Origin of the sequence: Bradyrhizobium sp. 21, from assembly GCF_023073335.1 — a bacterium.
Taxonomy (GTDB): Bacteria; Pseudomonadota; Alphaproteobacteria; order Rhizobiales; family Xanthobacteraceae; genus Bradyrhizobium.
Genome location: NZ_JADPJG010000017.1, coordinates 1 through 11752, shown reverse-complemented (window position 1 = coordinate 11752; position 11752 = coordinate 1). Strand labels below are relative to the sequence as shown.

11 protein-coding genes and 1 pseudogene are annotated in these 11752 nt (G+C 64.0%); 6 read left to right on the top strand and 6 right to left on the bottom strand.

All coding sequences use genetic code 11. The annotated features are described in order from the left end of the window. Positions 1-334: 334 nt before the first annotated feature. Positions 335-628 carry a hypothetical protein gene (locus IVB31_RS18315; protein ID WP_247324850.1) on the bottom strand — a complete coding sequence of 98 codons (294 nt, stop codon included), beginning with the start codon at positions 626-628 and terminating at the stop codon, positions 335-337. A gap of 332 nt (positions 629-960) precedes the next feature. Between IVB31_RS18315 and IVB31_RS18310 the strand changes: the two are divergent. Then, positions 961-1168 (top strand): annotated as a pseudogene (locus IVB31_RS18310) (host attachment protein); the annotation flags it as partial. Positions 1169-1198: 30 nt separating this feature from the next. Here IVB31_RS18310 and IVB31_RS18305 read toward each other — a convergent pair. Continuing rightward, positions 1199-1462, bottom strand: a complete 264-nt coding sequence (locus IVB31_RS18305; protein WP_247324848.1) for a hypothetical protein — start codon at positions 1460-1462, stop codon at positions 1199-1201. 304 nt (positions 1463-1766) lie between these two features. On the opposite strand from IVB31_RS18305, the gene IVB31_RS18300 reads away from it, so the two are divergent. The 3 genes from IVB31_RS18300 to IVB31_RS18290 all read left to right on the top strand — a co-directional run bounded on the left by IVB31_RS18300 (position 1767) and on the right by IVB31_RS18290 (position 4035). Further along, positions 1767-2213: a hypothetical protein gene (locus IVB31_RS18300; RefSeq protein ID WP_247324846.1), complete on the top strand. Its 447-nt coding sequence runs from the start codon at positions 1767-1769 to the stop codon at positions 2211-2213. A gap of 108 nt (positions 2214-2321) precedes the next feature. Further along, a complete protein-coding gene (locus tag IVB31_RS18295) occupies positions 2322-3194 on the top strand; it encodes a DMT family transporter (protein ID WP_247324843.1) in 873 nt (290 codons plus the stop codon). Positions 3195-3291: 97 nt separating this feature from the next. Further along, positions 3292-4035, top strand: a complete 744-nt coding sequence (locus IVB31_RS18290) for a hypothetical protein (protein ID WP_247324841.1) — start codon at positions 3292-3294, stop codon at positions 4033-4035. 54 nt (positions 4036-4089) lie between these two features. On the opposite strand, the gene IVB31_RS18285 is transcribed toward IVB31_RS18290, so the two are convergent. Together IVB31_RS18285 and IVB31_RS18280 are read right to left on the bottom strand one after the other, a co-directional pair. Further along, on the bottom strand, positions 4090-4410 hold the full coding sequence (locus tag IVB31_RS18285; protein WP_247324839.1) for a histone: 321 nt from the start codon (positions 4408-4410) through the stop codon (positions 4090-4092). 66 nt (positions 4411-4476) lie between these two features. Beyond that, positions 4477-5934 (bottom strand): deoxyribodipyrimidine photo-lyase, encoded by a 1458-nt coding sequence (locus IVB31_RS18280; protein WP_256464330.1) that lies wholly within the window; start codon positions 5932-5934, stop codon positions 4477-4479. Positions 5935-6041: 107 nt separating this feature from the next. Here IVB31_RS18280 and IVB31_RS18275 point away from each other — a divergent pair, with 107 nt between their 5' ends. Continuing rightward, the gene (locus IVB31_RS18275) at positions 6042-7772 is read left to right on the top strand and encodes a Cache 3/Cache 2 fusion domain-containing protein (RefSeq protein WP_247324837.1); all 1731 of its coding nucleotides are present in this window, start codon (positions 6042-6044) and stop codon (positions 7770-7772) included. A 70-nt stretch (positions 7773-7842) separates the two neighbouring features. On the opposite strand, the gene IVB31_RS18270 is transcribed toward IVB31_RS18275, so the two are convergent. After that, positions 7843-8502, bottom strand: coding sequence for a peroxiredoxin (locus IVB31_RS18270; RefSeq protein ID WP_247324836.1), 660 nt, complete (start codon positions 8500-8502; stop codon positions 7843-7845). A gap of 392 nt (positions 8503-8894) precedes the next feature. Between IVB31_RS18270 and IVB31_RS18265 the strand changes: the two genes are divergently transcribed. Next, complete coding sequence (locus IVB31_RS18265; protein WP_247324835.1) at positions 8895-9467, top strand: hypothetical protein; 573 nt, start codon at positions 8895-8897, stop codon at positions 9465-9467. A gap of 41 nt (positions 9468-9508) precedes the next feature. On the opposite strand, the gene IVB31_RS18260 is transcribed toward IVB31_RS18265, so the two are convergent. Continuing rightward, a complete protein-coding gene (locus IVB31_RS18260; RefSeq protein WP_247324834.1) occupies positions 9509-11377 on the bottom strand; it encodes an alkaline phosphatase family protein in 1869 nt (622 codons plus the stop codon). Positions 11378-11752: the final 375 nt, after the last annotated feature.

Genomic DNA, 11752 nt, shown 5'->3' with positions numbered 1-11752 from the left:
CAATGTCACCGTCAACGGTCGCGACTCATCGGCGGGCCGGAGGCGAGCCGATGAATGGAGGGATGCATGCGGGGCAGGTGAAGGACTCGAAAGCTCCGCGCTTCGAGCCTTCCTTCGTTCGAGCTTTGGCCGCTTCTCGAGATGCGTCTGCACATTCATGCCTGTCTGGGGGGCATCGGAAAACGATGAAATCCGCCATCGGCGTAGAATGACCGCACCGCGAATTCGATCTTTGAGCTAGATCAGTTTTTGGAATCGCGCCGGGCCAACCGCGAACGCGCATCGGCAGTCCGGTCTCGCAAAAGCGAAGGGGCCCCGAGGGCCCCTTCAGATATCACCAGCGGCGGTAGCGCGGCCCGTAATAGCCCGGGCCGCCATAGTAGCGGCGCGGCCCATAATATCGGGGACCGTAATAGGGCGCCGGTGCGCCGTAATAGCCATAATAGTTCGGACGCCAGAAACAGCGCCCCCAGGCGTCGCAGACCATACGGACCTGCTCGACGTCCGAGACCTGCGGCACGGCAGGTGCTGGCGCGATGGGCATGGCGGACGCCGCCGGCGGTGCCGCCAAGGCACCAAACAAGGCACCGAACAGGGACGCGGCGACGAGGCCAATCTTGAGATTCATGTTGTCTTCCTCCGCTTACGCAATACAGGATATCGAAGTTGTTCTGATCAAATTGTGGCGGAACCGAAATGTAATGCTGATGAACAAATCTTCAGCCAATCCGCCGCAGGCCTGACCTTCAGCTCCGCCAGAGTATCCCAGGTTCGAGCGCCTGACCAATGCTTCGCATGCGCTGCCATTGCCCCGCAGGACATCGCCGCCATGCTTGATCCTGCGCAATTCACTGGTGCGGCTTCCTCCCTAGACTTGTCGCCTTGGGAAGTCCCTCGCGGGATGCGAAGAGCAGGCCCGCATGGTGATTGGAGCTGTGCGATGGACAAGATGCGACGGGACAAGGGGTGACTGGCCGGCGCGATGCCGCCGTCAGCGCGGGCGAGACCCTGACCACGGTGGCCTGACCACGCGCGCTCGGCATGATCCGAGCCGACTATTCCGATGTGGTGCGCAAGGCACTTTCCGAGCGAGACCGGCAAGGACCTCGTCAAGCTGCCGGTCTCCAAGATCGAGAAGCAATTGCTGCTCTCGGGCGCCCGTGGATAGGGATGCCCGCGGAGGAGGCGGCAGCGCCCCTCAGTAGCAGGGGTGCCGGCGGCGGTCCTGGCCGACATAGGCAGCCGCGCTCTGGTAGCAGTGGTTGGTCGACGGGCCGTCGTAAAAGGCGAAGGTACCGGGGGTGATGCCGGGCCCGTAATTGTGCACGTAGCTGATCGGATAGGGCAGCGGATTGGCGTAGTAGCGGTGGTACCGGTGATGTCCCCGCGCCTCCGCAAGACTGGGGGCGAGGATTGCGGCCGACAGGGCAGCAACCGCGGCTACAAGCTTCAATTTGCTCATCTCGATTCTCCGGAACCCGCACGAATAGGTCGGTCGGTTATAGCCATTTCGGGCCGCTGGGACACCCGTCCGGCGGCGGGAAAGGGGGGCCAATCCCGCAGATTCCCGGGTGGGTGTGACAGAATTACCCGAAGTGCGGTCGAAGCCTGCCCATTTTTGGCCTTTTCAGGATGCTTAACGAATTCCCCATACAAGCATGACCAAACAGAATTCGATTTAGCATCCTGTCGCCGGTCCCTGAACGTTCCCTTGGGGGTCCCTCCCAGGCCGGTCCATACCTGAAGGCGTTCGCCGCCACCTCGCCATGCGCATCACGCTTCTGAGTCTGCTGTTGCTCTCCGTCGCCGCCGCCACGCCGGCGCGCGCCGAGCTGCACATCACTCGCGACCACGGCGGCTATGTCGAGGAGTACAAGTCCAAGTACAAGCGCGTCCGCGAGAAGGGCGAGCGCGTCATCATCGACGGTATCTGCAACTCGGCCTGCACCCTGGTGCTCGGCATTGTGCCGATGAACAAGATCTGCGTGACGCCGCGCGCCAGCCTCGGCTTCCACCAGGCCTACTACGACAAGGCCTTCACCTTCGGCATCAAGGTCACCAGCGCGGAGGGAACGTCCGACCTGATGGGGTACTATCCCGACACAGTGAAGGACTGGATCCGCCGCAATGGCGGGCTCACCACCGACATGAAGAAGATCAAGAACGGCGTCGAGCTCTGGAAGATCATCGATCCCTGTCCGGACGAATGGTGAGCGGCTGATCTAAGCCGTCGCTGCCCGTCGCAGCGCAGCATCGCCAAGACGAGATTCGCCGAAATTCGCATTGCCGCATCGGCCCCCATTGGGGCAATGAGGGCGGCAATGGACCATCATCAAGAAGCCCTGACCGCCCGCGCCGCGCCGATCCTGTTCGTCGTGCTCTGGAGCACCGGCTTCATCGGCACCAAATACGTCATCAACAACGCCGATCCCTTGACCTACCTCGCCATCCGCATGGCGATCGTGGTCGGTCTGATGGCGGCCATCGCTGCCGTCGCGCGACCGAAATGGCCGGATCGCATCGGCATCGCCCACAGCGCAGTCGCCGGCATTCTCGTCCATGGCTTCTATCTCGGCGGCACCGCAATCGCGATCGCGCACTCCATTCCGGCCGGGCTCTCCGCGCTGATTCCGGGCCTGCAGCCGATCCTGACCTCGACCATCGCCAACCGCTGGCTCGGCGAACGGGTGACGCCGGTGCAATGGGCTGGGCTCGTGCTCGGCCTCGGCGGCGTCGTGCTGATTCTGCACAACCGTCCCATGACCGGCGAAGCCGGGCTCGGCTGGCTCGCCTCGGTGGTCGCGCTGATCAGCATCACGCTCGGCACGCTCTATCAGCGCCGCTACTGCAACCAGATCGACTGGCGCGCCGGCAATCTCGTGCAATATGTCTCCGTCACCATTTTCTTCGCGGTCGGCGCCTTCCTGTTCGAGGACCGCGTGGTGCACTGGACGCGGGAGTTCGTGCTCGCGCTCGCCTGGCTCGCCGTGGCGCTCTCGATCGGGTCGATCGGGCTGCTGTACTGGCTGATCCGCCACGCCGCGGCGACCTCAGTCGCGAGCCTCTTCTACCTCGTGCCCGCAGTCACGGCGCTGATGGCCTACGTGCTGTTCGGAGAGAAGCTCGACGCGCTGGCGATTGCCGGCATGGCGATGTGCGCGGCCGCGGTGTTCGTGGTCAACCGGCGCATTTAGGTTTCCGGGCCGGACCGCCGGAATACCTCCCTGACGTGCGCGGCACGGTCGTGTTAGGCTGAACGCATTTCAGTTTCCCTTTCACACGGTGATTTCCATGAAGAAGGCGAGACGCGCGCTACTCGGCAGGTCCCTCAAGCCGGTCCGGATTGCCTGCATCAACTACGCGGAGCCGACAATCAGCGGCCGCGAAATGGCCAAGCTCACTGCGGCGCTGCAGACATGCTACGACAAGCACTTCCTGCCGGTGTGGGGCTATCCGGTCGATCTCTATGTCACGCGGAAACCGAAGTCGACTGACTGGCAACTGGTCTATTTCGACGACGCCTCGCACAAGAACATGCTCGGGCGCCACGAGCTGACGCATCGCGGGCAGCCGATCTCGAAGATCTTCGTCAAGGCGCTGGGCAACGAGCCGGTCAGCGTGGCGGCCTCGCACGAGCTGTTCGAGATGGTGCTCGACCCCATGGCCAATCTCTGGGCCGACAAGAACCCGAACACCCAATATGCCTATGAGGTCTGCGACGCCGTGGAGGAGGACTCCTTCCGCGTCAGCGGCTTCGAGATGTCGAACTTCGTCTACCCGTCCTGGTTCGAGCCGTTCAAGCATCCCCCAGGCACCAAGTTCGACCACAAGGGAACGCTGAAGGCGCCATTCTCGATGACCGAGGGCGGCTACGTCATCAAGAAGGTCAACGGCAGGAAGGTGATCAGGGTGTTCGGCTCACCTGCGAAGCGGCAGCGCTTCAAGGCCGAGGACCGGCGCGGCCATCGCAGCGAATTCCGTGATCCGCAAGGCAAACATCACCCCGGCCGGCGTGCAGCCAAGCGGCGAGGGTAGGGTATCGAGAAGCCGTCTCCGGGCGCGTCGCACCCGGAGACTTGAGCGTTGCGATCAGCGCTTGGCCTTCTTTTTCGACTTGGCTGCTTTCTTGGTCGCTTTCCTGGAAGCCTTCTTCGCAGATGCCTTGGTGGCCTTCTTCGCGCTCTTCTTGGCCGCCTTCTTCGAGGATTTCTTGGCAGCTTTCTTCGAAGTCTTCTTCGCAGCCTTCTTGGCCTTCTTCTTCGAAGCCTTCTTCGGCGCTACTCTCTTCGCGACCTTCTTGGCGGCTTTCCTGACCTTCTTGACGGCGGTGACAGCCGCGTCCTTGGTCGCTTCCACGGCGGTGGTGATCGTGTCCATCGCCTGTTCGGTGATCGGCTTATCGTCGTCCATATCGTCCCCCACGGTTTGTATGGAGCGATGACGATAACGGGTTTCATAATTGTGTCAAAGCAACGCTCAACCTTTGCGGATCTTTGCGTAGGCGGCGAGCGCGCGCTCGCGCCCCTTCGCGTGGTCGACGATCGGCTGCGGATAGGTCTTGCCGAGCGTGACGCCGACGCTTGCAAGTTCGATCGGCGTCGCCTGCCAGGGCTGGTGGATCAGACTGCCCGGCACGTCCGTCAGCTCCGGCACCCAGCGCCGCACATAGGCTCCGTCCGGGTCGAACTTCTCGCCTTGGAGCGTTGGATTGAACACGCGGAAATAGGGCGCGGCGTCGGCGCCGCAGCCGGCGACCCACTGCCAATTGGCGGGATTGCTGCCGGCATCCGCATCGACCAGCGTGTCCCAGAACCGGCTCTCGCCGTCGCGCCAGTCGATCAGCAGGTGCTTGACCAGGAACGAGGCGACGACCATCCGCACCCGGTTGTGCATCACGCCGGTGTGCCAGAGCTGGCGCAGGCCGGCGTCGACGATGGGATAGCCAGTGCGCCCGTGCTGCCAGGCGGCTAGCGCCTTGGCGTCAGGCTTCCAGGGGAAGCCGTCGAAATTCGCCTGCAGGTTTTCGGTCGCGAGGTTGGGATGGTCGTGGAGCAGGTGTCGGCAGAACTCACGCCAGCCGAGTTCGCTGAGGAATTTTTCTATGCCGGGGCCGAGCGCGGGATTCTCCGCCGCGGCGAACCGCGCCGCGTGCCAGATCTGGCGCGGGCTGAGCTCGCCGAACCTTAAATGCGGTGACAGGTGTGATGTACCCTCGCGGTCCGGGCGGTCGCGATCGCCGATATAGCCGAGCGCGGTGTGCCTGAGGAAGTCGCGCAGGCGGGCGCGGGCGGCGGCTTCGCCCGGAGTCCACGTCTCGCGCAGGCCGCCGGCCCAATCGGGCTTGGTGGGTTCGAGCTTCCAGCTCTCCAGCGCGTCGCTGGCGAGCGTCGGCGCCGGGCGCAGCTCCTTCGGTGCCGGCAGCGGCTTTGGCGGATCGCCGAGCGAAAGCAGCCGCCGCCAGAATGGCGTGAACACGCGGAGGCCCCGGCCTTCCTTGTTGCGGATCGCAGCGGGCGGGGCCAGCAAGTCGCCGGGGAAACTTTGCGAGTCCATGCCGAGCTTTGCCAGCGCCGCTTCGAGCTGCCGCTCAACCGCCTGATGCGGCGTCTGCGCGATTCCGTTCCAGTAGACCGCGCGGGCTCCGCTCTCGCGCGCGACCCCGGTGATCACCCTGGCCGCCGGCCCCTTGCGCAGGATCAGCGATCCGCCGCGCGCGGCCATGTCGGCGCCGAGCGCCCGCAGCGACTGCGCCAGCCACCAGCGCGCCGCCGCGCCCGGTGCTCGCCCGGCCGAATCGTCCAGCACGTAGAGGCAGATCACCGGCGCGCCGGTCTTCGCAGCGGTCTTGGCGGCAGCGTGGAGGGCGGGGTGGTCGGACAGGCGGAGGTCGTCGCGAAACCAGACGATGATGGGCGGAGCGCTCGGCGTGATCAGGGTGTCCTCGTTAACGATTTGGAAAGCATGTCGCGGTGGGAACCGTCGTTAATGTGACCGTAAGCCAACTGCACGAATATGCAGGAATTACAGGAGTCATTCCATTCATGTACGGACGAGCAACCGCGAAGTTTCTGCCGCAATTCAGACTTGGCACCAAGGCGGTCCTGTGCGCCGTGCTGCTGATCGCCATGAATACGGCGCTCGTGGTCGGCGCCGGCTATTGGTCGCTCAGCTCCGCTTTCAATGATCGTGCGCTGCGCGACATCGAGGTCAATCTGCGCACGCTCGCGCTGGCCTTTGCCGAAATCGTTCCCGACGCCAGGATCACGATGCGGGATGGCGTGGTAGCGCGCGCCGAGATTCCCAAGATGCCGGACTTCAGGGATCACGCCATCGTCGATCGCGCGGTGTCCTATGTCGGGGGCAACGCGACCCTGTTCGTGTTCGACGATACGAGTGGGCAGTACGTGCGACGCTCGACCAATGTGAAGAAGGAAAACGGCGACCGCGCCGTCGGCACCCAGCTTGCCGCCGACCATCCGGCGCAGCCGCTGCTGCGCCGTGGCGAGGCCTACAAGGGCCCGGCCACGCTGTTCGGCAAATCCTTCATGACCGCCTATTTCCCGGTCGCCGATGCGACCGGCAAGGTCGCCGGCATCCTCTATGTCGGCATCCCCATGGCGCAATTCGAGAGCATGCTGGCCCAGGCGATCGAGAGCATGGCCATTGCGGCCGGCGTTGCCGCGCTGCTGGTCCTGGCCCTCACCTTGCTGGTCGTCCGCCGCGTCACCAAGCCGCTCACCTCGGTGACGCGCTCGCTGACGGCGCTGGCGAACGGCGAGAGCGACGTCGCGATCGCGTGCGAGGATCGTGCCGACGAGATCGGCGAGATCGCCCGCACGGTCGCGGTGTTCAAGAGCAATTCGCAGGAGCGGGCGCGGATGCGCAGCGAGCAGACGGCGGCTTCGGCTGCAGCAGTCGAGCAGCGCAAGGCGGAACTGCGCAATTTCGTCGAGCAGTTCCGCGGCAGCGTGGGCGGCATTCTCGACAAGGTGCTGACATCGTCAGGCGAATTCGAGCGGACGGCGCGGCAACTCACCGACGCTGCACGCGCGACCGCCGACCTCTCGGCGCAATCGGCCGGCGCCTCCGAGGACGCCTCCGAGCACGTCCGCTCGGCAGCCTCGGCCTCCGACGAGCTGTCCCAGTCGATCTCCGAGATCACCCGCCGGGTGCAGGAGTCCAACGATATCTCCGCGGAGGCGGTGCGGCAGGCCGAGGCGACCGATCAGCGCATGGCGCAGCTCTCCGAGGCGGGCGCGCGCATCGGCGACGTCGTCAAGCTGATCACCTCGATCGCCGAACAGACCAACCTGCTGGCGCTGAATGCCACCATCGAGGCCGCGCGCGCGGGCGACGCCGGCCGCGGCTTCGCTGTGGTGGCCCAGGAGGTCAAGACTCTCGCCGGCCAGACCGCCAAGGCGACCGACGAAATCTCCAACCAGATCGCCAGCATGCAGCTTGCGACCGAGGAATCGGTGGCCGCCATCAAGGCGATCGGCCAGACCATCGAGCGTATCAGCGGCATCGCCGGCTCGATCTCGACCGCGGTCGAGCAGCAGAGGAGCGCCACCCAAAACATTGCCGCCAGCGTTCGCGCTGCCGCCTCCGGCACGGCCGATGTCGCCGTGAATGTCCGCCACGCCGCCAAGGGCGCCAGCGAGACCGGGGAGACCTCGAGCCGGATGTTCGCCTCCGCCCAGGCGTTGTCGGGCGAGAGCCTGCATCTGAAGGCCGAGGTCGACGGTTTTCTGGACCGGGTGCATGCGGCCTGAGCGAGTGTATGATCCGGCATCGTCATTGCGGGGTCGATGCTGACGCATCGCCCCCGCAACAGCAATTGGGTCACTTCGGCTGCGGCACGATCCGGATATAGGGCTTCGGCTCTTTCCAGCCCTGCGGATAGATCGTCTTGGCCTCGTCGTTGGAGACCGAGCCCGCGATGATGACATCGTCACCCTGCGACCAGTCGGCCGGGGTTGCGACGCGATGCTTGGCGGTGAGCTGCAGCGAGTCGATGACGCGCAGGATTTCCTGGAAGTTCCGCCCCGTGGTCATCGGATAGACCAGCACCAGCTTGATCTTCTTGTCCGGCCCGATGACGAACACGTTGCGGACGGTCTGGTTGTCGGCGGCGGTGCGGGTGAGGGGATCGCCCGAGATCGCGGCCGGCAACATGCCGTACAGCTTGGACACATTGTAGTCGGTGTCGCCGATCATCGGATAGTTCGGAGCCGTGCCTTGCGTCTCCTTGATGTCTTCCGACCATTTGGAATGACGATCGACGGGATCGACCGAAAGGCCCATCAGCTTGATACCGCGCTTGTCGAATTCCGGCTTCAGCTTGGCGAGCGCGCCGAGCTCGGTCGTACAAACCGGCGTGAAGTCCTTCGGGTGCGAGAACAGCAGCGCCCAGCTATCGCCGATCCAGTCGTGGAACTTGATCTTTCCCTCAGTGGTCTCGGCTTCGAAATCGGGTGCAGTGGCGCCGATCGGAAGTGTCATGGTTCTACCTCATCGCATTGAATTTACTTGAGAATTCAGCTATGGCCAACGCGCTCAGTATAGGGTCTCCGTGACCCCAAGTGAACGCCAACTGAACCGCTTCAAGTAAAATGTGAATTCCTTCTTTGAAGGCCTGATTTCCTAGCACTTTTTTGTTACAGCGGCGCCTGCGGCGAAACATCTCCACCGGAGCCGCACGGTCTCGATTGCCGCGATAAAGCCTTTTATGACCCGCATCACGCTGGCCCGGCGCTTGCTAGAACCAAAATGGTCCTGATAGCGACCAATTGGCAACCATCTCAAAAAGTCGCGATCCCCGTATCGAATCATTAACCACCCCTTTACGCCCGCATGAAAATGCTGGTCGATCAGAAGAAATCTGGAAGTGAACTATGTCTGCCGCTGCGCATAAGTCTGTTGATTCGCCGTCCCTCGAACCGTCCTGCCGCGATACCTCGGCCCATGCCCTGTCCATCGTCCGCGATGGCGTGATCACGGGCGAAGGCCCGACCACCAAGGGGAGGGTGCACTTCTCCCGCTCGCTCGATGCCGATGACACCGCCTGGTGCTCCCGCATCCTGACCGCCACAGCCGTCAACGATCTGCCTGTCAGCCGCACCGAGGCCGAAGCGCTTTTCGAGATCAACGAAGCCGCAACCGAACGCACCGATGGCGGCCGGTTCGACGACCTCCTCGCCAAGGCGGTGGCCCATCATGCCGCGAGCGCCTCGGGCCTGAAGGTGCCGCCGCGCAGCGTCGCGCTGTCGGCCGAGACCGATATCGAGAGCTGGGCGCCGTCCTATGCTTCCAAGGTCAACAGCGAAATGCTGGAATGGATCGCCGGCCAGATGCGTGGCAAGCGCCAGGGCAATCGTCGCCTGATGGCGATGGTGGCGACCTTCCTGGGCGCCACCGCGCTGCCTCTGGCGGGCCAATTGCCGAACGTGTTCGACATCGGCATGTAACGATTTCGCGTCTCGATTGAGGACGCCATCAAGCGGCGGGGTTATTTCCCCGCCGTTTTTTGTTTGCCGGTCTCCGGCTCGAGGCCGAGCGTGCGGCCCGGGAAACCGGCAGTGTCGAAATAGCGCTGGCTGCCGACGCGCTGGAAGTTCAGCACCGTGACCAAGCCGTTCTCGGACTTTTTCGACTTCTCGACCCCCTTGTACGCCTTCGGCACGATGCCGTTGGGCAGGGCCTCCGACATCACCCGGCCGACCAGGCCGCCGTTCTGCGCGCCGCGCAGGCCCAGGAGCTGGGCGGCGGTCATGCCGACGTCGGCATTGCTGACCGGGATCTCGCTGACATAGCCGGCTTTGAAGTCCGGACCGATGGCAGCCATGAAGTTCATGGTGTCGCCACGGCTGAAGCTGCCATGCATGCCCTGGCCCTGGCGCAGAACCGTGTCGGCGACCTGCACCGAGCAGTTGGTCGGCGCATCGCCGCAGTCGCTGGCATAGGAGCGGAAGTTGACGACAATCGCCGGTGTCGGCGTCGCCGCCTTGCCGCGCAGATTGATGCTCGACAGCGGCAAGGTGCCGGGGAAGCGGCCGAGCGAGTCCTCGACGAACAGGCCGGAGACGTAGTCCTGCTCGAGCAGCGTCTTGATGGTCTTGGCCGCCAGCTTCTTGTCCTTGTTCGGCAGATAGATCAGGTCGGAGCCGCCATTGGTGGCGACGACGAGATCGGGCTTTTCCGGATCCTTGCCGAGCACGCCGTTGCCGGCCTTCGGATGGGCGTTGCCGGTGACGGCAGCGTTCTTGTCGTTGGGGTCGAACAGCGGCAGGTCGAGCGCCTTGGCGAGGTCGAGCGCCAGGAAGCCCATCGGCAAGAAGTCCTTCGGCGTGTCGTCATAGCTGACCTTGGCCGAGGGGCTGGTCTTGCTTTCCTTGGAGATGGTCGAGAAACCGTGGTCGGCCTGGACCATGATGTTGGTATTGGCGGCGAGGCCGAGATCGTCCAGCGCCTTGCGGAGCTGGGCGAGGTTGTTGTCGGCGTTTTTGATGCCGGCCATCGAGGTCGGCCCGTTGATGCCGGGCATGATCTGGTTGAGGCTGTCACCGGTGTTGTGCTGACTGCCGTCCGGGTCGCGCGACCAGAACACCAGCACGAACGGCTTGTTGCGCGCCTTGAACATCGGCAGCACGACCTTGGCCGCGACGTCGGCGAAATAGGCTTGCTGCGCGACGTTGGCGACAGTGGTGCCGGGCGTCTTGGCATCACCCGCCTTGGAGTTGTCGCCGCGCGGCGGCGTGGCGAGGGGCAGGCCGGCCTTGGTGAGCGCTTCCTTGACCTCGTCCGACAGCGCCACGCCGATCTTGCCGCCGGTGGCATCGTCGAACACGACCGAATGCAGGCCGGCCTTTTCGGGCTTGTCCGTGTGATCGAACTGATAGGTCGGGCCATGCTTGCCAAGGGCGGCCGTGCTGTAGCCCTTGTCGCGGGCCAACTTCAGGATGGTCTCTTCGTTGAGATAGTCGCCCTTGAAATGCTCGTCGATGTCGCCGAGCACGGCGTCGTTCTCGATGAAGGGGACCACGGTGTCGCCGGCGGGGACGGAGGTGTAGTTGGTCCAGATCGTATTGGAGAACACACCGGTATCGCCGAGATAATGCCCGGTCGACATCGCCGAGCCGTTGGCCATGGTGAAGGTCGGGAAGAGGGAGTGCGAGTTCTTGAAGTTGACACCCTTGTCGCGGACCTCAGCCATCGCGGGGGCCGTCTCCGGTGTGACTTTCAACGCCCGCAGACCGTCCGGAATGAACAGGATCAGGTTACGAGGCGTGTTGTTCTCGGCGGAGGCAAGTCCGGTGGAGACAAGCCCGGTGGACAGCACTGTCAGTCCGGCCGACAGCAACACCAGTGAACGGCGCATAAAATCTCTCCCTGCGAGGCAGCCTGGCCGCCAACCGCGGCCCCCGGCTTCGTTTAGTTTCGCTGCATGACGGTTTTGTTACAAGAGCGGAGGAGCATGCAAAGAAGGGGCGGAGCACTCTTGTGTCCCGGACGCGCTGCAACGCTCTTGGCGTTGCTGCGCAGAGCCGGGGCCCGGCTCGTAGGATGGGTAGAGCGAAGCGAAACCCATCACACTTTTATTTGCGCGGAAGCATGATGGGTTTCGCTTCGCTCTACCCATCCTACGGCCTACGGCCCCGCAGACACACCTCCGCATCCTCGCGGCTCATTTCGCCCGAGCTTTGCTTCGTCGGCTCACCCTCGAATGAAAGAGGGCGCAGGGAAGGCCGGGTGC

Bases quoted from the DNA above. Each gene is read 5' to 3' on its own strand.
- IVB31_RS18285 (WP_247324839.1), bottom strand. From the start codon at position 4,410: ATGGACGACGATAAGCCGATCACCGAACAGGCGATGGACACGATCACC.
- IVB31_RS18295 (WP_247324843.1), top strand. From the start codon at position 2,322: ATGGACCATCATCAAGAAGCCCTGACCGCCCGCGCCGCGCCGATCCTG.
- IVB31_RS18300 (WP_247324846.1), top strand. From the start codon at position 1,767: ATGCGCATCACGCTTCTGAGTCTGCTGTTGCTCTCCGTCGCCGCCGCC.
- IVB31_RS18290 (WP_247324841.1), top strand. From the start codon at position 3,292: ATGAAGAAGGCGAGACGCGCGCTACTCGGCAGGTCCCTCAAGCCGGTC.
- IVB31_RS18265 (WP_247324835.1), top strand. From the start codon at position 8,895: ATGTCTGCCGCTGCGCATAAGTCTGTTGATTCGCCGTCCCTCGAACCG.
- IVB31_RS18315 (WP_247324850.1), bottom strand. From the start codon at position 628: ATGAATCTCAAGATTGGCCTCGTCGCCGCGTCCCTGTTCGGTGCCTTG.
- IVB31_RS18305 (WP_247324848.1), bottom strand. From the start codon at position 1,462: ATGAGCAAATTGAAGCTTGTAGCCGCGGTTGCTGCCCTGTCGGCCGCA.
- IVB31_RS18260 (WP_247324834.1), bottom strand. From the start codon at position 11,377: ATGCGCCGTTCACTGGTGTTGCTGTCGGCCGGACTGACAGTGCTGTCC.
- IVB31_RS18275 (WP_247324837.1), top strand. From the start codon at position 6,042: ATGTACGGACGAGCAACCGCGAAGTTTCTGCCGCAATTCAGACTTGGC.
- IVB31_RS18270 (WP_247324836.1), bottom strand. From the start codon at position 8,502: ATGACACTTCCGATCGGCGCCACTGCACCCGATTTCGAAGCCGAGACC.